The following is a 20,873-nucleotide window of genomic DNA, read 5'->3' as shown; positions in this document are numbered from 1 at the left end:
TGTCGGCTTCATTCCTTTATGCATTCAACGGTATAGCAGCGCCCGGACGGTCCGTCCTGATGCTGCAGGCCATGCACATCGGAGTCGAAACCAGGGAAGGCGCGCTCGAAGGTCCGCGCGAACTCGAGATAGTCGAGGATCGAGCGGGTCGCCTCGGTGAAGCGCTCACCCGGCATGATCAGCGGGATACCCGGCGGATAGGGTACCAGCATGACGGCCGCGATGCGCCCTTCCAACCGAGCGATCGGTACCGCCTCGACCTCGCCGCGCACCAGCTTGTCGTAGGCCTCGGACGGCCGCATCGCGACCTCCGGCAGCACCGTGTACATGCGCTTCATGGCCTTCGCCGTGGCGTTGTCGCGGTAGCTGGCGTGCATGGCGTCGCTGAGGTCGCGCAGGCCCACTCCGTTGTAGCGCTTGCCGCCGGCCTGGGCCACGGAGGGCAAGACGTCGAGCAGCGGCAGGTTGGCGTCGTAACAGCGCTTGAATTCGAGCAGTTCGGTGACCAGGGTGCTCCACTTGCCCTTGGTGATGCCCATCGAGAACAGCACCAGGAAGGAGTAGAGACCGGTTTTCTCCACCACCAGCCCGCGCTCCCAGAGGAAGCGGCTGACGATGGCAGCCGGAATCCCCTGCTCGCTGAGCTTGCCGCCGGCGCTCAAGCCCGGGGTGGTCAGGGTGACCTTGATCGGATCGAGCAGCACGTAGTCTTCGGCGATATCGCCGAAGCCGTGCCAGTCGGCGCTCGGCTCCAGCACCCAATCATGGGTGCCGACCTGATCGGTGCCCTCCACCTGCTCCGGCTGCCAGACGCCGAACCACCAGTCGTTCCGGTCCAGGTTCTGCCGTACGTTGGCCAGGGCCCGGCGGAAGCTGAGGGCCTCGTCGAAGGTCTCCTGGATCAGCGAACGCCCGGCGGGCCCTTCCATCATCGCCGAAGCCACGTCCAGCGAAGCGATGATGCCGTACTGCGGCGAGGTCGAGATGTGCATCATGAAGGCTTCGTTGAAGCGCGCCACGTCCAGCTTCCGGGTCCCGCCATCCTGCACGTGGATCATCGAGGCCTGGCTGAAGGCGGCGAGCATCTTGTGCGTGGAGTGGGTGGCGAACACCAGGGGTCCCTCCTCGCTGCGCGAGGTGCCCATGCCATAGCGTCCGTCGTAGAACTCGTGGAACGCGGCATAGGCGTACCAAGCCTCGTCGAAGTGCAACACCTCGACGCTGTCGCCGAGGGTCTGCTTGATCAGCTCGGCGTTGTAGCACAGGCCGTCGTAGGTGGAGTTGGTCACCACCGCCAGCTTCACCTTCGGCTCGCGGCCGCGCGCCAGTGGGCTGGCGGCGATCTTCGCGGCGATCGACTCCTTGCTGAATTCGCTCAGAGGGATCGGCCCGATGATCCCCAGTTCGTTGCGTTCCGGAGTCAGGTAGAGCGGTATCGCCCCGGTCATGATGATCGAGTGGAGGATCGACTTGTGGCAGTTGCGGTCCACCAGCACCAGGTCTTCGCGACCGACCATGGAGTGCCAGACGATCTTGTTCGCGGTGGAAGTGCCATTGATCACGAAGAAGGTATGGTCGGCGCCGAAATTGCGCGCGGCACGGTCCTCGGCCTCGGCCAGGGGGCCGGTATGGTCGAGCAGCGATCCCAGCTCGGGGACCGAGACCGACAGGTCGGAACGCAGCGTGTTCTCCCCGAAGAACTGGTGGAACGCCTGTCCCACCGGACTCTTGCGATAGGCGACACCGCCGCCGTGGCCCGGCGTATGCCAGGAATAGTTGGACTGCGCGGTGTGCTCGACCAGCGCACGGAAGAATGGCGGCAGCAGCCCGGCCAGGTAGTTGCGCGCCGCCCGGGCGACCTGGCGGGCGAGGAACGGCACGGTGTCTTCGAACAGGTAGAGGATGCCGCGCAACTGGTGCAGGTCGGCCATGGACTCGGCCGGCGCGTTCTCGATGGTCACCTGCTCGCCGAGGGCGAAGATCGGCAATTGCGGCGCCCGCACGCGGGCCACGCGGATCAGTTCGACCACATCCTGCAGCAGGCGCTGGTTTTCCCCGGCACCTTCGGCGGCGACCAGAATGCAGGCCAGGCCGTGGTGGGTGGAAGCGACGATGCGCCCCTCGGCGGAGCTGGCGGTGGAGAGAATGCTGAAGCCGTCCTGCTCCAGTTCGTGGGCGATGCCCCGCACGCGTTCGCCGGCAACGGTGTCGGCCTTGATGTCGCGATGGACGATGAGGACGGGAAATTTGAGGTCTTTATACATTGTTGATCCCGAGCAGCAGGCGGGCGAACCCCGCCGGTCGGCTCAGGGTAGAGACTTGCCGGCACGCGCGTAACCCCCGGCGGCTTGCCCTTGTAAGAAAAGGTCGCGGCAACACAAGTCGGCGCGCCGCGCTTGCCTCCTCTCCCGCCAGCGAGGAGCATGGACCTCTCTGCCCTGCTACGGAGCGACAACGATGCGCAGCGCTTATCGGATCGTCAGCGATCACTATGCGGCCTCTAGCCGTGGGGACCTCGCCGGAATGCTGGCGGACATGGACGAACGCACCGAATGGACGGAAATGGCCGGTTTCCCGCTGGCCGGCACCTATGTCGGCGCGGCCGCCATCGGCGCCGGTGTGTTCCAGGCCTTGCAGCGGGACTGGGAGGGCTTCAGGGTCGAGATCGAGCGCCTGATCGACGGCGGCGACAGCGTGGTCGCCGTCGGTCGATATGCAGCGACCCACCGTCGCAGCGGCAAGTCGTTCGAAGCGCGCGTGGCACACGTATGGACGGTGGAGGACGGCAGGATCCGCCGTTTCGAGCAGTTCTGCGACACCTTGCTGGTGGAGCGGGCGACGCGCTGAACGCGGCGCCCGTGGTGCATGGGCAGGCTATTCGCCGACCGGCGCTTCCAGTTGCGCCCAGAGCGACGGACCACCTGCCGACTTCTCGATCACCGCCAGCCGCGCCGCATGCGCAGCCAGCTCTTCGGCGTTGGCGCGCAGCACCGGGGTGGCGACCCGCGCCGGATCGAGCCGACGGATCGGGCTGACCATCGGCCGGCCGCTGCCGTCGCCTTCCGCGCCGCTGCCGGCCAGCGACAGGCTGGTCTGGCCGCCGGTCATCGCCAGGTAGACGTCGGCGAGGATCTCGGCGTCGAGCAACGCGCCGTGCAGGTCGCGGCCGGAGTTGTCCACGCCGTAGCGCTTGCACAACGCATCGAGGTTGTTGCGCTGGCCCGGATGGCGCTCGCGGGCCATCAGCAGGGTATCCAGCACCGAGCAGTACTCGGTCACGTCCGAGCGGTCCTGCTGGCCCAGCAGGGCGAACTCGTTGTTGATGAAGCCGATATCGAACGCCGCGTTGTGGATGATCAGCTGGGCGCCGCGGATGAATTCGAAGAAATCGTTGGCGACCTCGCGGAAGCGCGGCTTGTCCTTCAGGTATTCGTTGGTGATGCCGTGGACGGCGATCGCCCCTTCGTCGACCTCGCGATCGGGTTGCAGGTAGACGTGGAAGTGGCGACCGGTCAGGCGGCGCCCCTCCAGCTCGACACAGCCGATCTCGATGATCCGGTGACCATCGGTCACCGGCATGCCGGTGGTTTCGGTATCCAGTACGACGCTACGCATCTATAGAGCCTTTCTCTGTTTCGCTGCAGCCGCGGCTGCTGAACGCTTGTTTCGGTGTGGCCGCTCAGCGCGGCAATTCGGCGACGCCACGGTTGGCCAACTGGTCGGCCCGCTCGTTGCCGGGATCGCCGGTATGCCCGCGGACCCACTGCCACTCCACCTGGTGCCGGGCGACCTGCTCATCCAGGGCCTGCCAGAGGTCGGCATTCTTGACCGGCTGCTTGCTGGCGGTCTTCCAGCCGCGCTTCTTCCAGTTCGGCAACCATTCGGTGATGCCGCGCATCACGTATTCCGAGTCGGTGATCAGACGGATCGGACAGGAACGCTTGAGTGCCGCCAGCGCCTGGATCGCCGCCATCAGTTCCATGCGGTTGTTGGTGGTGTCCGGCTCGCCGCCCCAAAGCTCTCGCTCGGCGCCCTTGTAGAGGAGCAACGCCCCCCAGCCGCCGCGCCCAGGGTTGCCCTTGCAGGCGCCGTCGGTATAGATCACTACCTGTTCTTTATCTGTCATGCCTAAATTTCGGAATCTCGCCGGCTGACTTTCGCCACCGGCATGGGCACCAGCTGACCGCGCGGTTCGCGCTTGCTCTGGCGCAACGGGCGCAACCCCACGACCAGCTTGCGTGCCACCAATAGATAGAAGCCGGCGCCCGAAGACTGCCAGGCGTCGCCCCAGCGCTCCAGGCGAGCCAGGCGCGATTGCCAGGCTGCCGACGCAAGCGGCGGACGATAGCACCCGAAGCGCCGTTTCTCCAGCGCGAAGCCCAGCAGGTTGAGCCAGTCGCAGGCCCGCGACGGAGGAATGCAGCGGGCCTGGCGCAAGGCATCCCCGGCGAAATAATGACGGATGCCCCACAGGCTCCATGGGTTGATGCCGATCAGCAGCAGGTGGCCGCCCGGACGAACGGTACGCGCGGCTTCGCGCAGGAGACGGTGAGGCGACAGGCAGAAATCCAGGCCGTGTTGCAGCAGGACCACGTCCGCGGCATGTTCGCTGAGCGGCCAGGCGCCCTCTTCGCAGGCGATGTCCACGCCCGGCAGCGGCGGCCCCAGGCGCACGCCGCGCTGAATCTGCCCGGTGCTCGGCGGCAGTTCGGCATGCGGTCCGTAGTGCACCAGGTAGCCACCGAAGTAACGGGTCAGCTCGTCGCACAACAGGCGTCGCTCCTCGGCCAGCATCAGGCTGCCCAGCGGGCCCTGGAACCAGTCGCGCGCCCGGTTGATCGATGCCAGCCACTCGGCATCGGTCTGGGCGAAGGCTTGCGGTTCGTTCATGCGTACCTCCAGCGTCTTCCCCTTCGCGGCGACGGACGCCGGCACGACGGGAAAATAAGCAATACTATGCGCCAATGACTTCTGCTTAGCGACATCGACCCATGATACAGATCGACGCCCTGTCCGCCTTCAACGACAACTACATCTGGCTGTTGCAAGATGCGACAAGCCGTCGCTGCGCGGTGGTCGACCCCGGCGATGCCAAGCCGGTGGAAGCCTGGCTGGCCGCCCATCCCGACTGGCGGTTGAGCGATATCCTGGTGACCCACCACCATCACGACCACGTCGGCGGCGTCGCGGCCCTGAAGGAACTGACCGGCGCGCGGGTTCTCGGCCCGGCCAACGAGAAGATCCCGGCCCGCGACCTGGCGCTGGAAGACGGCGAACGGGTCGAGGTGCTCGGCCTGGTCTTCGAGATCTTCCACGTGCCCGGCCATACCCTCGGCCATATCGCCTACTACCACCCGGCGGAGACGCCGCTGCTGTTCTGCGGCGACACCCTGTTCGCCGCCGGCTGCGGCCGTCTCTTCGAAGGCACCCCGGCGCAGATGCATCATTCCCTGGCGCGACTGGCCGCGCTGCCGGCCAACACCCGGGTCTACTGCACCCACGAGTACACGCTGAGCAACCTGCGCTTCGCGCTGGCGGTGGAGCCCGACAACGCAGCGCTGCGGGAACGCTTCGAGGAAGCGACCCGGCTGCGCGAACGGGACCGCATCACCCTGCCGTCGGAAATCTCGCTGGAATTGTCGACCAATCCATTTCTTCGCGTTTCGGAAAAATCTGTTAAGAAAAAAGCCGACCAGCGGAGCGGCCAGCAAAACCGCACCCCGGAGGAGGTTTTCGCCGTCCTGAGGGCCTGGAAGGACCAGTTCTGAAGGTTGGCGAAATCTTGACCACTCTTGAGGTCATTTCTAGAATCGGCTGAATTTTTGCCCGGAACAGCACTCAGCCGATGCCGCCACAGACACGTAAAACCCCCGATCTAGACGCCCTGGCTCGCGCCGTTCGGGTGTCCATCCTGCTCATCGCCGGTGCGCTCGTCGGCTGCCAGGGCAGCGGCCAGATCAAGGGGGAGGCCCAGGCCAAAGCAGCACGTCCCGGCGCCCGAGCCGTCGACGTCCAGTTCAACCCCTCCTGGCTGCATACCCAGCCCGGCCAGAACGCCGCCTACAACGACATCTGGGACCGCATGCGCGACGGTTTCCAGCTCCAGGATGCGATCAGCACCAACCCGCGCATCGAACGCCAGCGCCTCTGGTTCCTCAGCAACCAGTCGTTCCTCGAACAATCGAGCGCGCGCGGCAGCCTCTACATGCACTACGTGGTCGAGCGCCTGGAAGAACGCAACATGCCGCTCGAACTGGCGCTGCTGCCGGTCATCGAAAGCGCCTATAACCCCTTCGCCCTGTCGCGCAGCAACGCCGCCGGCCTCTGGCAGTTCATTCCCGCCACCGGCCAGCATTTCAACCTGCGCCAGACCAATTTCTACGACGGTCGCCGCGACATCACCGCCTCGACCAATGCCGCCCTGACCTATCTCGAGCGCCTGCACGACATGTTCAACGGCGACTGGATGCTCGCCCTGGCGGCCTACAACGCCGGCGAAGGCACTGTCAGCCGCGCCATCGAACGCAACGAGAAACTGGGCCTGCCGACCGACTACTGGAACCTGCCGCTGCCGCAGGAAACCCAGGACTACGTACCCAAGCTGCTCGCCCTCTCACAGATCGTCATGGCGCCGGATTCCTACGGCATCAGCCTGAACCCGATCAACAACGAGCCCTACTTCCAGGCCGTCCGGGTCAAGCGCGGGATCGACCTGTCCAGCGTCGCCGCGCTGGCGAACCTGGACGAGGACGAGCTGTACCAGCTGAACCCGGCCTACAAGCGCCGCGTGACCATGGACGGCCCCCAGCAACTGTTGGTGCCGATGGAGAAAGCGGCGTTCCTGACCGCCTCGCTGGACACCCTCAAGCCGAAGGAAGTCACCGCCTGGCAGCAATACCGGGTGCGTAGCGGCGACAGCCTGCACAGCATCGCCAACCGCTATCGGATCACCGTAGCGGAGCTCAAGAGCGCCAACCGCCTGTCCAGCAACCACCTGCGCAAGGGCCAGCAACTGAGCATCCCCGGGCAGATCGCCGGCGGCGCCGTCAAGCCGGTCTACCAGCAACTCGCCCGACAGGCTTCCACCCCGGCCAGGACCCGCTCCTATAAGGTCAAGAACGGCGACAGCCTGTGGCAGATCGCCCGCAACAACGGCGTCGACGTCAACGACCTGAAGCGCTGGAACGGCCTGGACAAGCACGCCCTGAAGGTCGGCCAGACCCTCAAGCTGCAAGGCGGCACCCAGGCCCTGGCGGCCCGCAAGGGAAACGCCGCCGGCAAGCGCGACAGCGCCACCTACTACAAGGTCAAGCAAGGCGACTCGATGTACCTGATCGCCAAGCGCTTCAATGTCGAAATGAAGCACCTGCAGCGCTGGAACCCGCGCAGCAAGCAGGCGCTCAAGCCCGGCCAGACCCTGACCCTGTACCTGGACACCGCGAGCCGCTGACAGCCCATTGCAGGCCGTCCCGAAACGCCACGCCCGCTCCTGCCGGCGTGGCGTTTTCGCAAGCGCGGCCAGAACCCCGGACCCTAGGCCGGACAGGCCCGCGCTCCCTCTTTTTTCCTGTGCGGGCAAGGTGTTACTGTTGTCTGACGATTCGTTGTCAAAAATAGCCAAGGACCCGGACACACGCCTGATGCGTCGCCTCTCCTTCCTGATCCTCGGCCTGGCCGTGAGCCTGCCCAGCTTCGCCGCGATTACCCAGAGCCATGGTTATGCCCAATTCGGCACGCTCAAGTATCCGGCCAATTTCCAGCACTTCGACTGGACCAATCCCGACGCCCCCAAAGGCGGCACCTTGCGCCTGATGGCCTCGGGCAGCTTCGACACGCTCAACCCCTACACCCTGAAAGGCACCAGCCCGATCGGCACCGGCGATTTCCTCCAGTACGGCGTCAACGAGCTGAACGAACCATTGATGGTGGGCACCGGCCTGTACGACCCGTCCGGCGACGAACCAGCCTCCAGCTATGGCCTGATCGCGAAGAGCGTGGAATACGCGGAAAACCGCAGCTGGGTGGTATTCAACCTGCGGCCGGAAGCGCGCTTCCACGACGGCAGGCCGATCACCGCCAGCGACGTGGCCTTTTCCTATCGCACCCTGGTCAAGCAGGGGCACCCGATGTACCGCACCTACCTGCAGGAGGTGAAGCGGGTCGATATCCTCACCCCCCACCGGGTGCGTTTCGTCCTGCGGCGCTCCGGCAACCCGCTGCTGATCCTGCGCCTGGGCGAGCTTCCGGTGCTGCCGCAGCATTACTGGAAGGATCGCGACTTCCGCGCCACCACCTTCACCGCGCCGCTGGGCAGCGGTCCCTATCGCATCGTCGAGGTCGATCCCGGGCGCCGCCTGGTGTTCGAACGCGTGAAGGGCTGGTGGGGCGAAAAACTGCCGGTGAACCGCGGCAAATACAATTTCGACCGGGTCGTGGTGGACTTCTACCGGGACAACGGCGTCGCCTTCGAAGCCTTCAAGGCCGGCGAGTTCGACTTCTACATCGAGCACCAGGCGAAGAACTGGCTGAACAACTATCGCTTCCCCGCGGTTCTGCGCGGCGATGTGATCCGCACGGAAATCCCGCACCAGATCCCCAGCCAGACCCAGGCGTTGTTCATGAACACCCGTCGCGCCGTGTTCAAGGAGCGCGCGCTACGCCAGGCGCTGGGCGAGATGTTCGACTTCGAATGGACCAATCGCGCCCTCTTCAGCAATTCCTACCTGCGCTCGCGCAGCTACTACCCGAACAGCGAATTCGCCGCCAGCGGCGTCCCGGAGGGCCAGGAATGGCTGTACCTGTCGCCGTACCGCAAGCAATTGCCGGCGCAGTTGTTCAAACAGCCGTTCAGCCTGCCGACCACCGAGGGGCGCGGCATTCCCCGTGAAACCCTCAGGCATGCGCTCGGTCTACTGGCCGATGCCGGCTGGAAGCTGTCCGGCGACCGACTGCTGAATAAAAAGGGCGAACCGCTGCGCTTCGAAATCCTGCTGGTCAATCCGAGCCTGGAGCGTATTCTCCAGCCCTATCGCGAAAACCTCGCCAGCATCGGCATCGACGCGCGCCTGCGCACCGTCGACCGCGCCCAATACAAGCAGCGCCTGGACCAGTTCGACTACGACATGATCCTCATGACCCTGCCGCAGACCCTCAGTCCCGGCCTGGAACAGTGGCAGTACTTCCACTCCAGCCAGGTGAAGGTCAAGGGCAGCAAGAATTACGCGGGCATCGCCAACCCGGTGGTCGACGCCATGCTCAACCGCCTGCTAGGCGCCCACAGCCGCGACGAACAGGTCGCCGCCGCGCGCGCCCTGGACCGGACCTTGCTCTGGCAGTACTACAGCATTCCCAACTGGTACCTCAATTCGCACCGTCTGGCGTACCGCAACCGCTTCGCCTTCGTCGCCACCCCGCCCTACACCCTGGGCCTGCGCGCGTGGTGGCAGAAAAACCTGGAGACGTCCCGATGATCCGTCCCCGCTTCACCCCTCTGCTGGCAGCCCTGCTGCTCGGCTGCTGCGGCCCGCTCCTCGCCGCCCCGAAACATGCACTGACGCTCTACGATGAGCCTCCGAAGTATCCCGCCGATTTCAAGCATTTCGACTACGTGAATCCGGATGCGCCAAAAGGCGGCATCCTCCGCCAGGCCGACTTCGGCGGCTTCGACAGCCTCAACCCGTTCATCGGCAAGGGCGTCTCGGCCCCTTCGCTGGGCCTGATCTACGACACCCTGGCCTTCCAGTCGCAGGACGAGCCGTTCACCGAATACGGCCTGCTCGCGGAGAAGATCGAGAAGGCACCGGACAACAGCTACGTGCGCTTCTACCTGCGCCCCCAGGCCCGTTTCAGCGATGGCACGCCGGTCACCGCCGAAGACGTGGTGTTCACCTTCGAGACGCTGGTGAGCAAGGGCGACCCGATGTACCGCAACTACTATGCGGACGTCGACAAGGTGGTCGCCGAGGACAAGCTTCGCGTGCGCTTCGACTTCAAGCACGCCGGCAACCGCGAACTGCCGCTGATCCTCGGGCAGATCGCGATCCTGCCGAAACACTGGTGGGCCGACCGCGACTTTTCCAAGACCGGCATGGAAATCCCGGTAGGCAGCGGTCCCTACCGCATCGCCAAGGTCGATCCGGGACGCTCCATCAGCTACGAGCGAGTCAAGGACTGGTGGGCCAAGGACCTTCCGGTCTCCCGCGGACTCTATAACTTCGACACCATCACCATCGACTCCTATCGCGACATGTCGGTCGCCCTGGAAGCCTTCAAGGCCGGCCAGTACGACGTCAACCTCGAATATTCGGCGAAGGACTGGGCCACCGGCTACGAGTCGCCGGCATTGCGCGACGGGCGCTTCATCAAGGCCAGCATCCACAACCACAACCCGGTGGGGATGCAGGGCTTCGCCTTCAATATCCGCCGCCCGGTGTTCCAGGACCGCCGGGTACGCCAGGCGATCAGCCTGCTGTTCGACTTCGAATGGTCGAACAAGCAGCTGTTCTTCAGCTCCTACAAGCGCACCAACAGCTATTTCGAGAACTCGGAGATGGCCGCCCACCAGTTGCCCAGCGAAGCCGAGCTGAAGATCCTCGAACCGCTGCGCGGCAAGATTCCCGACGAGGCCTTCGACCAGGTCTTCCAGAATCCGGTCAATGACGGCAGCGGGGTGATCCGCGAGCAGCGGCGCAAGGCCTACCAGTTGCTCACCGAGGCCGGCTACAGGATCGAGAACAACCGCATGGTAGGTCCCGACGGCCAACCACTGAGCTTCGAATTCATGCTGTTCCAGGCCAACATGGAACGGGTCATCCTGCCGTTCAAGCGCAACCTGGCCGAACTTGGCATCGACATGCAGATCCGTCGCGTCGACGTCTCGCAGTTCGTCAACCGCCTGCGCTCGCGGGATTTCGACATGACCTCGGCGACCTGGCCGCAATCCAACTCGCCAGGCAACGAACAGCGAGAGTTCTGGCATTCCAGCAGCGCCGACAAGGCCGGCAGCCGCAACTTCATCGGCCTCAAGGACCCGGCCATCGACAGCCTGGTGGAGAGCCTGATCCAGTCCGACTCGCGGCAAAGCCTGATCGACCATACCCGCGCCCTCGACCGCGTACTGTCGTGGGGCTACTACGTGGTTCCCAACTACTACGTCGATACCTGGCGGGTCGCCTACTGGAACCGTTTCGGCCGGCCGAAGGTGACGCCACTCTACGACTGGGGCCTGATGACCTGGTGGCAAACCAGCGACAAGGCGCTGCCGAGCAAGGCGCAAGCCGAAGCCGCGCAAGACGCCGAGCCGGAACGGGAGTAACGCCGCATGCTCTCCTATATCCTGCGGCGCCTGCTGCTGATCGTCCCTACCCTGTTCGGCATCCTGCTGATCAACTTCATCATCATCCAGGCCGCTCCCGGCGGTCCGGTGGAGCAGATGATCGCCAAGCTGGAAGGCTTCGACGCCGCTTCCGGCGGCGCCACCGGACGCATCTCCGGCGGCGGCGGCGAAGTCGCCGTGGCCGGCTCGCAATACCGCGGCGCGCAAGGCCTGGACCCGGAGCTAGTGAAAGAGATCGAGCGCATGTACGGCTTCGACAAGTCGGCCCCCGAGCGCTTCATGATCATGCTGAAGAACTACCTGCACCTGGACTTCGGGCAGAGTTTCTTCCGCGACGCCAAGGTCACCGACCTGATCATCGAGAAATTGCCGGTGTCGATCTCGCTCGGACTCTGGAGCACGCTGATCATGTACCTGGTGTCGATCCCGCTGGGGATCGCCAAGGCGGTCCGCCATGGCAGCGTCTTCGACATCTGGACCAGCTCGGCGATCATCGTCGGCTACGCCATTCCCGCCTTCCTCTTCGCCATCCTGCTGGTGGTGCTGTTCGCCGGCGGCAGCTACTGGGACTGGTTCCCCCTGCGCGGCCTGACCTCGAACAACTTCGACCAGCTCAGCCTCGGCGGCAAGGTACTCGACTATTTCTGGCACCTGGCCTTGCCGGTAACCGCCCTGGTGATCGGCAACTTCGCCACCATCACGCTGCTGACCAAGAACAGCTTCCTCGACGAGATCGGCAAGCAATACGTGGTCACCGCCCGCGCCAAGGGCCTGACCGAACGCAGCGTGCTCTACGGGCACGTATTCCGCAACGCCATGCTGCTGGTGATTGCCGGCCTGCCGGCTGCGCTGCTGGGGATCTTCTTCACCGGTTCGCTGTTGATCGAGGTGATCTTCTCCCTCGACGGCCTCGGCCTGCTCAGCTTCGAAGCGGCGATGAACCGCGACTACCCGGTGGTCTTCGGCACGCTGTTCATCTTCACCCTGTTCGGGCTGGTCATGAAGCTGATCAGCGATATCGTCTACACCCTGGTCGATCCGCGCATCGACTTCGAGAACCGGGAGTAATCCGATGCGCCTGTCTCCCATCAACCAGCGCCGCTGGGCCCGCTTCAAGAGCAACAAGCGTGGCTGGTGGTCGCTCTGGCTGTTCCTCATCCTGTTCGTCGGCAGCCTCGGCGCCGAACTGATCGCCAACGACAAACCGCTGGTCGTGCATTACGACGGCGGCTGGTATTTCCCGGTCTTCAAACGCTACCCGGAAACCACCTTCGGCGGCGAATTCCCCCTGGAAGCCAACTACAAGAGCCCCTACATCAGCCAACTGATCGCCGAGAAGGACGGCTGGGTGCTTTGGCCGCCGATCCCCTACAGCTACGACACCATCAACTACGAGCTGAAGGTTCCCGCCCCCGCCCCGCCGTCGGCGGAAAACTGGCTGGGCACCGACGACCAGGCCCGCGACGTGCTCGCCCGGGTGATCTACGGCTTCCGCGTGTCGATCCTCTTCGCCCTGACCCTGACCGTGCTCAGTTCTCTGATCGGCGTCACCGTCGGCGCCCTGCAAGGCTACTACGGCGGCTGGGTCGACCTGCTCGGCCAGCGTTTCCTGGAAGTCTGGTCGGGGCTGCCGGTGCTCTACCTGCTGATCATCCTGGCCAGCTTCGTCCAGCCGAACTTCTGGTGGCTGCTGGGCATCATGCTGCTGTTTTCCTGGATGAGCCTGGTGGACGTGGTCCGCGCCGAGTTCCTCCGCGGGCGTAACCTGGAATACGTCCGCGCCGCCCGGGCCCTCGGCATGCGCAACAGCGCCATCATGTTCCGTCACATCCTGCCGAACGCGATGATCTCGACCCTGACCTTCATGCCGTTCATCCTCACCGGCGCCATCGGCACCCTCACCTCCCTGGACTTCCTCGGCTTCGGCCTGCCGCCCGGCGCGCCGTCGCTGGGCGAGCTGGTCGCCCAGGGCAAGTCCAACCTCCAGGCGCCCTGGCTGGGCATTTCCGCCTTCGTGGTGCTGGCGGTCATGCTGAGCCTGCTGGTGTTCATCGGCGAAGCCGCCCGCGACGCTTTCGACCCGAGGAAATGAGATGAGCGAGAACATTCTGGAAATCCGCGACCTCGCCGTCGAATTCCTCTCCGGCGAGCAACGCCAGCGGGTGGTCGAAGGCGTCAGCTTCGACATCCGCCAGGGCGAGACCCTGGCCCTGGTCGGCGAAAGCGGCTCGGGCAAGTCGGTGACCGCCCACTCGATCCTGCGCCTGCTGCCCTACTCCGTCGCCAGCCACCCAGCAGGCAGCATCCACTACCAGGGCGAGGATCTGCTCAAGCTCCCGGAACGGCGCCTGCGCGGGATCCGCGGCAACCGCATCGCCATGGTCTTCCAGGAACCCATGACCTCGCTCAATCCGCTGCATACCATCGAGAAGCAGCTCGCCGAGGTCCTCGCCCTGCACAAGGGCCTGGGTGGCGCCAAGGCCAGCGCGAGAATTCTCGAACTGCTCGAGCTGGTCGGCATCCCCGAGCCAGCCAAGCGCCTGAAAGCCTATCCACACGAACTCTCCGGCGGCCAGCGGCAGCGGGTGATGATCGCCATGGCCCTGGCCTGCGAGCCGCAACTGCTGATCGCCGACGAACCGACCACCGCGCTCGACGTCACCGTCCAGTTGAAGATCCTCGATCTGCTCAAGGACCTGCAGGCACGCCTGGGCATGTCCCTGCTGCTGATCACCCACGACCTCAACCTGGTCCGGCGCATCGCCCACCGCGTCTGCGTCATGCAACAAGGGCGGATCGTCGAGCAGGCTTCCTGCCAGGAACTCTTCGCAGCCCCGCGACACCCCTATACCCGCGAGCTGCTCAACGCCGAGCCCAGCGGTGCGCCGGCAAGCAACCCGCCCGGTGAAACCCTGTTGGCGGTGGACGACCTGCGGGTCTGGTTCCCGATCCGCAAAGGCGTGTTCCGCCGCACCGTGGACCACGTCAAGGCGGTCGACGGGGTCAATTTCGAACTACCCCGCGGGCAGACGCTGGGCATCGTTGGCGAAAGCGGCTCGGGCAAGTCGACCCTTGGCCTGGCGATCCTGCGGCTGCTGGAAAGCCAGGGCGGCATCCGCTTCGAAGGCACCCGGCTGGACGGTCTCGCGCAACATGACGTGCGCCCGCTGCGCCGCGAGATGCAGGTGGTGTTCCAGGACCCGTATGGCAGCCTCAGCCCACGCATGTGTGTCGGCGAGATCGTCGGCGAAGGCCTGCGCATCCATAGGATCGGCAGCGAGGCCGAACAGGAGCAGGCGATCATCGACGCGCTGGTGGAGGTCGGGCTCGATCCGCAGACCCGCTACCGTTACCCCCACGAATTCTCCGGCGGCCAGCGCCAGCGCATCGCCATCGCCCGGGCACTGGTGCTGAAACCGGCACTGATCCTGCTCGACGAACCGACCTCGGCGCTCGACCGCACCGTGCAGCGCCAGGTCGTGGAATTGCTGCGGCAACTGCAGGGCAAGTACAACCTCACCTACCTGTTCATCAGCCACGACCTAGCGGTGGTCAAGGCGCTCAGCCACCAGCTGATGGTGGTTCGACATGGCAAGGTGGTGGAACAGGGCAGCGCCGAAGCGGTTTTCGCCTCGCCGCAACATCCCTATACGCAGCAATTGCTGGAGGCTGCCTTCATGGCCCCGGCAAGCGCGGAAAACTGAGTAGCAGACAAGGAACGGACCATGGGATTTCTCACAGGAAAACGCGCCCTGATCGTCGGAGTCGCCAGCAAGCTCTCCATCGCTTCCGGCATCGCCGCCGCCATGCACCGGGAAGGCGCCGAACTGGCCTTCACCTACCAGAACGACAAGCTCAGGGGCCGGGTGGAGGAGTTCGCCAGTGGCTGGGGCTCGCGGCCGGAGCTGTGCTTCCCCTGTGACGTGGCCGACGACAGCCAGATCGAAGCGGTGTTCGCCGCCCTGGGCAAGCACTGGGACGGCCTGGACATCATCGTCCACTCCGTCGGATTCGCTCCAGGCGATCAGCTCGACGGCGACTTCACCGCGGTGACCACCCGCGAGGGCTTCCGCATCGCCCACGACATCAGCGCCTACAGCTTCATCGCCCTGGCCAAGGCCGGACGGGAAATGATGAAGGGCCGCAACGGCAGCCTGCTGACCCTCTCCTACCTGGGCGCCGAACGGACCATGCCGAACTACAACGTAATGGGCATGGCCAAGGCCAGCCTGGAGGCCGGGGTCCGCTACCTGGCCGGCAGCCTGGGCGCGGAAGGCACCCGGGTCAATGCGGTTTCCGCCGGGCCGATCCGAACGCTCGCCGCCTCCGGGATCAAGAGTTTCCGCAAGATGCTGGCCGCCAACGAGCGGCAGACGCCGCTGCGGCGCAACGTCACCATCGAGGAAGTCGGCAATGCCGGCGCCTTCCTCTGTTCAGACCTGGCCAGCGGTATCAGTGGCGAGATCCTCTACGTCGATGGCGGCTTCAACACTACCGCCATGGGCCCGCTGGACGACGACTGATCACCCCGCCCATGAAAAATGGCCGCTTCGAGCGGCCATTTTTCATGGGAGGAATAAAGAAAAGGCCGCGTAAGCGGCCTTTTCTCTGCATCTCGGTCTCAGTATTTCTCGACTTCCGCCTTGTCCTGCAACTGACGGCGGAAGGCGGCGAAGTCTGCCTGTCCGCTGCGCGAAGCCAGGAAGCGGCGGTACATGGCCTTCTCGTCGTCGGAGATAGCCTCCTCCGGCTCGCTGACGCCATTCAGGCGGATCACCACGTAATCGCCATTGGCCAGGGTCACGCCAGAGAACGAAGGTTTGTCCTTGGCCTCCGGACGCTGCATGCGGAACACCGCCTGGAGCAGTTTCGGATCGACGCCTTCCTGGCCGCGGGAGGCCGCCTCGACCACTTTCCACGACTCACCCGCTGCGGAAGAGGTACGGCCTTCACGCAGCTCTGCGATCAGGGCCTCGCCACGCTTCTGCGCCTCCTCGGCGGCCTTTTCGGCGGCCAGGCGCTCGCGGATGTTCGCCGCGACCTGCTCCAGCGGTTGCTCCTTCGGCTTGTTGTGTTCCTTGACCCGCAGCACCACCACGGTGTCCGGATCCAGCTCGATGGCGCCACTGTTGGCCGCTTCTTCCAGCACCTCGGCGCTGAACGCGGTCTGCACGATCTGGCGGTTGGCAGCGATGCCGTCGCCCCCCGAACGTCCGAACGGCTGGCTGGTCTGGACCTTCAGGCCCATTTCCTGCGCCGGCTGGCTCAGGTCGGCGGCTTCGTAGGCGGAGCTTTCCAGGTCCTTGGTAGCCTCGACGAAGCGCTGCTCGACCATCTGTTTCTTCAGTTCGTCCTCGAGCTTCGGCTTGAGGCTTTCCAGGCTCGGTACTTCCGGCGCCTGCACGCCCAGCAGCTTGATCAGGTGGTAGCCGTACGGAGTCTTCACCGGGGCGGATACCTCACCTTGCTTCAGCGCATACAGCGCCTCCTCGAACGCGGGGTCGTACACGCCGCGACCGGCGTAGCCCAGGTCGCCGCCGGTGGCGGCCGAGCCGATATCCTGGGAGAACTCCTTGGCCAGCGCGGCGAAATCCTCGCCCTTGGCCAGGCGAGCCTTGATCTCGTCGATCTTCGCCTTGGCCTGCTCGTCGCCGACCTTGTCGTTCACCTCGATCAGGATGTGTGCGGCATCGCGCTGCTCGGAAAGGTTGGCGATTTCCTTCTGGTACAGCGCCTCGAGGTCTTCCTGCTTCACCTTGACCTGGTCGAAGAAGGAGGACTTCTTCAGCTCCACGTATTCGACGACCACCTGCTCGGGAGTCATGAACTCGCTCTTGTGGCCTTCGTAGAAGGCCTTCACCTCGTCGTCGCTCACGCTGCTCTTGGAGGCGTCGGCCTTGATCGCCAGGGTGGCGAAGTCGCGGGTCTGCTTCTCGAGGCGAGCGAAGGACTGCAATTCGTTGTCGGTGACGAAACCGGTGCCCGCCAGGCCGGCGCGAAGCTGGCCGATGAGCATTTCCTGGCCGAGCATCTGGCGGAACTGCATGCGGCTGTAGTTCATCTGGCGGATGACCTGGTCGAAGCGATCCGCGTTGAACTTGCCGTCGACCTGGAACTCGGGAGTTTGCAGGATCAACTGGTCCAGCGCCTGGTCGGAGAAGGCGAACTTGTCGTCCTTGGCGGCCTGGAGCAGCAGGGTACGCTCGATCAGCCCCTTCAGGGCCGCTTCCTTGAGCAGCTTGTCATCCAGCATGGATGGATCGAAATCCTTGCCCAGGCGTTGCAGCAGCTGGCGACGCTGCATGTCCACGGCCTGTTGGACTTCATTGAGACTGATATCATCGCCGTTGACCTTGGCGGCCACGTTGGAGTGGTCGGTGGCCCGGATGATCGCGTCGAAGCCGGTCAGCGACAGGAGAACGATGATCACGCCAATGATGGTCTTGGCGATCCAGCCCTGGGAATTATCCCTGATGTTCTGCAGCATGCAGCCCCCAAAAACTGCCACGACCAGCCGTCTTGGGCGGCGCGGCGTGGGTAAGAGATGCGGATATAAGAAAGGCGCATCCGAGGATGCGCCTTCTCGTAACTGGCGGAGCGGACGGGACTCGAACCCGCGACCCCCGGCGTGACAGGCCGGTATTCTAACCGACTGAACTACCGCTCCGCAGCCAGGCCAGCCTTGGCCGACCTGGGTAGATCGAGTCCAAAAAGACGCTTAGTTGACAGCATCCTTCAGGGCTTTACCGGCTTTGAAGCCCGGGATCTTGGCAGCGGCGATCTTGATCGGCTTGCCAGTTTGCGGGTTGCGACCGGTGCGAGCAGCGCGCTCTTTGACAGCGAAGGTGCCGAAACCAACCAGCACGACGGAGTCACCAGCCTTCAGGGCGCCAGTGACGGACTCGATCACTGCGTCCAGTGCGCGACCGGCAACAGCTTTCGGGATATCAGCAGATGCGGCAATTGCATCGATCAGTTCCGACTTGTTCACTCTAAGTCCCCTTATTTCTGTTGAGTATGTTTCTATGTGTTAGGTGTAAGGAAATTCTGCGCTGGTAGGCCAACTGACTCAGCAAGTGCCGCTTTATAACAAGGGCCCAAAAACAGTGTCAAGAATACCTACCGACTAATGCGTGCTAATTCGCTCCTTGGAATCAGGCTCGCGTTTTTCATCCTTTGCAACCATCTCCGGAGCCGCATCGGGCAAGGGCTCCGGGGCGTATTGCAGCGCAATTTGCAGGACTTCGTCAATCCATTTAACCGGTTTAATAACCAGATCACTCTTAATATTGTCCGGAATTTCCTTCAGGTCGCGAACATTTTCCTCGGGAATGATCACCGTCTTGATCCCGCCGCGGTGCGCCGCCAAAAGTTTTTCTTTCAGCCCGCCGATCGCCAGCACCTGCCCACGCAGGGTGATCTCCCCGGTCATTGCCACGTCGGCGCGCACCGGGATCTGCGTGATCGCCGAAACCAGCGCCGTGCACATGCCGATGCCTGCGCTCGGGCCATCCTTCGGCGTAGCGCCTTCCGGAACGTGGATATGGATGTCACGCTTCTCGTGGAAGTCCGCCGCGATTCCTAGGCTCTGGGCGCGGCTGCGCACCACGGTCAACGCCGCGGTGATCGATTCCGCCATCACGTCGCCCAGCGATCCGGTCTTGGTCAACTGGCCCTTGCCGGGTACCACGGCCGCCTCGATGGTAAGCAGCTCGCCGCCGACCTGGGTCCAGGCCAGCCCGGTCACCTGGCCGATCTGGTCCTGCTGTTCGGCGAGGCCATAACGGAACTTGCGCACGCCGAGGTAGTTCTCCAGCGTCTCGCTGGACACCACCGCCTGGATACGCTTGAGCTTGGCATGCTCCTTCACCGCCTTGCGGCAGACCTTGGCGATCTGCCGCTCGAGGCTGCGCACCCCGGCTTCGCGGGTGTAGTAGCGAATGATGTCGCGCAGGGCGCCTTCCTCGAAGGTCAGCTCGCCCTTCTTCAGGCCGTTGGCCTGGACCTGCTTCGGAATCAGGTACTTGGCGGCGATATTGACCTTCTCGTCCTCGGTGTAGCCCGGCAGGCGGATGACTTCCATCCGATCCAGCAGGGGCGCCGGGATGTTCATCGAGTTCGCGGTGCAGAGGAACATCACGTCGGACAGGTCGTAGTCGACTTCCAAGTAGTGATCGTTGAAGTTGTGGTTCTGCTCCGGGTCGAGCACCTCGAGCAGCGCCGAGGCGGGATCCCCGCGCATGTCGCTGCCCATCTTGTCGATTTCGTCGAGGAGGAACAGCGGGTTGCGCACGCCGACCTTGGTCATCTTCTGGATCAGGCGGCCCGGCATGGAGCCGATATAGGTACGACGGTGACCGCGGATCTCGGCCTCGTCACGCACGCCGCCGAGCGCCATGCGCACGAACTTGCGATTGGTGGCGCGAGCGATGGATTCGGCCAGGGAGGTCTTGCCCACGCCGGGCGGTCCCACCAGGCAAAGGACCGGGCCCTTGAGCTTCTTCACCCGCTTTTGCACGGCGAGATACTCGAGAATGCGCTCCTTGACCTCTTCCAGGCCATAATGGTCGGCATCGAGGATGTCTTCCGCCTTGGCGAGATCATGGCGCACCTTGCTCTCGGCCTTCCACGGCACGTTCAGCAGCCAGTCTATGTAGGAACGCACCACGGTGGCTTCCGCCGACATCGGCGACATCTGCTTGAGCTTGTTCAGCTCGGCAGTGGCCTTGGTGTGCGCCTCCTTGGTCAGGCCGGCGGCGTCGATGCGCTTCTTCAGCTCCTCGACTTCGTTGTGCCCTTCGTCGATATCGCCGAGTTCCTTCTGAATGGCCTTCATCTGCTCATTCAGGTAGTACTCGCGCTGGCTGCGCTCCATCTGCTTCTTGACCCGGCCGCGGATGCGCTTTTCCACCTGCAGCAGGTCGATCTCGGCATCCAGCAGCGCCAGGACATGCTCAACCCGCGACGACAGGTCGGTGATCTCCAGGATGTCCTGCTTCTGCTCGATCTTCAGCGCCATGTGCGCGGCCATGGTATCGACCAGCCTGCTCGGCTCGTCGATGCTGTTCAGCGAAGAAAGCACCTCGGCGGGGACTTTCTTGCCCAACTGGACGTATTGCTCGAACTGGCTCAGCAGGCTGCGAGTGAAGACCTCGGCCTCGCGCTCGCCGACATTGGCGTCGTCGATGGCCTGGACCGCGGCACGAATGTGCCCTTCTTCCTCGATGAAGCGCTCGACCTGGCCGCGCTGCTCGCCTTCGACCAGCACCTTGACGGTGCCATCCGGCAGCTTGAGCAACTGCAGCACGGTAGCGACCGTACCCATGCGGTACAGGCCATCTTCGCCCGGATCATCGTCCGCGGGGTTTTTCTGCGCCAGCAGGAGGATTTGCTTGTCGCCGGTCATCGCTGCCTCCAGGGCCTCGATGGACTTTTCCCGACCGACGAACAACGGGATGACCATGTGCGGGTACACCACCACGTCACGTAGCGGCAGCAAGGGCAATTCGACGAGTGTTTTCATAATGTCGGCTCTACA

Annotated in this window: 16 protein-coding genes and 1 tRNA gene; 9 read left to right on the top strand and 8 right to left on the bottom strand. The window is 64.2% G+C overall.

Annotation, left to right across the window (positions count from 1 at the left end; all coding sequences use genetic code 11):
• Positions 1-8 precede the first annotated feature (8 nt).
• Complete coding sequence (ldcA, locus tag JHD77_RS12195; protein ID WP_003087961.1) at positions 9-2,264, bottom strand: lysine-specific pyridoxal 5'-phosphate-dependent carboxylase LdcA; 2,256 nt, start codon at positions 2,262-2,264, stop codon at positions 9-11.
• Between the two features lie 193 nt (positions 2,265-2,457).
• Here ldcA and JHD77_RS12190 point away from each other — a divergent pair, with 193 nt between their 5' ends.
• Entirely contained in the window at positions 2,458-2,847 is a 390-nt protein-coding gene (locus JHD77_RS12190; RefSeq protein ID WP_003132809.1) for a nuclear transport factor 2 family protein, read from the top strand.
• A 27-nt stretch (positions 2,848-2,874) separates the two neighbouring features.
• On the opposite strand, the gene dnaQ is transcribed toward JHD77_RS12190, so the two are convergent.
• From dnaQ to JHD77_RS12175, 3 genes are all read right to left on the bottom strand, one after another.
• Entirely contained in the window at positions 2,875-3,615 is a 741-nt protein-coding gene (dnaQ, locus tag JHD77_RS12185; RefSeq protein ID WP_003087958.1) for a DNA polymerase III subunit epsilon, read from the bottom strand.
• Between the two features lie 64 nt (positions 3,616-3,679).
• A complete protein-coding gene (gene rnhA, locus JHD77_RS12180) occupies positions 3,680-4,126 on the bottom strand; it encodes a ribonuclease HI (protein WP_003087954.1) in 447 nt (148 codons plus the stop codon).
• A 2-nt stretch (positions 4,127-4,128) separates the two neighbouring features.
• The gene (locus JHD77_RS12175) at positions 4,129-4,890 is read right to left on the bottom strand and encodes a methyltransferase domain-containing protein (RefSeq protein WP_003087952.1); all 762 of its coding nucleotides are present in this window, start codon (positions 4,888-4,890) and stop codon (positions 4,129-4,131) included.
• Between the two features lie 101 nt (positions 4,891-4,991).
• On the opposite strand from JHD77_RS12175, the gene gloB reads away from it, so the two are divergent.
• The 8 genes from gloB (at position 4,992) to fabI (ending at position 15,858) form a co-directional block, all read left to right on the top strand.
• On the top strand, positions 4,992-5,768 hold the full coding sequence (gene gloB / locus JHD77_RS12170) for a hydroxyacylglutathione hydrolase (RefSeq protein ID WP_003120243.1): 777 nt from the start codon (positions 4,992-4,994) through the stop codon (positions 5,766-5,768).
• 77 nt (positions 5,769-5,845) lie between these two features.
• Positions 5,846-7,450 carry a lytic transglycosylase domain-containing protein gene (locus JHD77_RS12165; protein ID WP_016851748.1) on the top strand — a complete coding sequence of 535 codons (1,605 nt, stop codon included), beginning with the start codon at positions 5,846-5,848 and terminating at the stop codon, positions 7,448-7,450.
• 190 nt (positions 7,451-7,640) lie between these two features.
• The gene (locus tag JHD77_RS12160; RefSeq protein ID WP_003113590.1) at positions 7,641-9,470 is read left to right on the top strand and encodes an extracellular solute-binding protein; all 1,830 of its coding nucleotides are present in this window, start codon (positions 7,641-7,643) and stop codon (positions 9,468-9,470) included.
• Positions 9,467-11,314, top strand: coding sequence for an extracellular solute-binding protein (locus tag JHD77_RS12155; protein ID WP_003087944.1), 1,848 nt, complete (start codon positions 9,467-9,469; stop codon positions 11,312-11,314). Before JHD77_RS12160 ends, JHD77_RS12155 begins: the two co-directional genes overlap by 4 nt.
• 6 nt (positions 11,315-11,320) lie before the next feature.
• Positions 11,321-12,403: a microcin C ABC transporter permease YejB gene (locus JHD77_RS12150; RefSeq protein ID WP_016851749.1), complete on the top strand. Its 1,083-nt coding sequence runs from the start codon at positions 11,321-11,323 to the stop codon at positions 12,401-12,403.
• Between the two features lie 4 nt (positions 12,404-12,407).
• Positions 12,408-13,427, top strand: coding sequence for an ABC transporter permease (locus tag JHD77_RS12145; RefSeq protein ID WP_003087942.1), 1,020 nt, complete (start codon positions 12,408-12,410; stop codon positions 13,425-13,427).
• A gap of 1 nt (position 13,428) precedes the next feature.
• Positions 13,429-15,039, top strand: a complete 1,611-nt coding sequence (locus JHD77_RS12140) for an ABC transporter ATP-binding protein (protein WP_003087940.1) — start codon at positions 13,429-13,431, stop codon at positions 15,037-15,039.
• Positions 15,040-15,060: 21 nt separating this feature from the next.
• Positions 15,061-15,858 (top strand): enoyl-ACP reductase FabI, encoded by a 798-nt coding sequence (gene fabI / locus JHD77_RS12135; RefSeq protein ID WP_003087936.1) that lies wholly within the window; start codon positions 15,061-15,063, stop codon positions 15,856-15,858.
• Positions 15,859-15,956: 98 nt separating this feature from the next.
• On the opposite strand, the gene JHD77_RS12130 is transcribed toward fabI, so the two are convergent.
• From JHD77_RS12130 to lon, 4 genes are all read right to left on the bottom strand, one after another.
• Positions 15,957-17,822 (bottom strand): SurA N-terminal domain-containing protein, encoded by a 1,866-nt coding sequence (locus tag JHD77_RS12130; RefSeq protein ID WP_031756927.1) that lies wholly within the window; start codon positions 17,820-17,822, stop codon positions 15,957-15,959.
• A 103-nt stretch (positions 17,823-17,925) separates the two neighbouring features.
• Positions 17,926-18,002: transfer RNA gene (locus JHD77_RS12125), tRNA-Asp, on the bottom strand.
• A 51-nt stretch (positions 18,003-18,053) separates the two neighbouring features.
• On the bottom strand, positions 18,054-18,326 hold the full coding sequence (hupB, locus tag JHD77_RS12120) for a nucleoid-associated protein HU-beta (protein ID WP_003087931.1): 273 nt from the start codon (positions 18,324-18,326) through the stop codon (positions 18,054-18,056).
• A 135-nt stretch (positions 18,327-18,461) separates the two neighbouring features.
• On the bottom strand, positions 18,462-20,858 hold the full coding sequence (lon, locus tag JHD77_RS12115; protein ID WP_003087926.1) for an endopeptidase La: 2,397 nt from the start codon (positions 20,856-20,858) through the stop codon (positions 18,462-18,464).
• Positions 20,859-20,873 lie beyond the last annotated feature (15 nt).

It is taken from the genome of Pseudomonas sp. P20 (genome assembly GCF_016463925.1).
In the GTDB taxonomy this organism is placed as follows: Bacteria; Pseudomonadota; Gammaproteobacteria; order Pseudomonadales; family Pseudomonadaceae; genus Pseudomonas; species Pseudomonas aeruginosa.
Note: the sequence above shows the minus strand (reverse complement) of the source record. Positions and strands in the feature narration are given on the sequence as shown.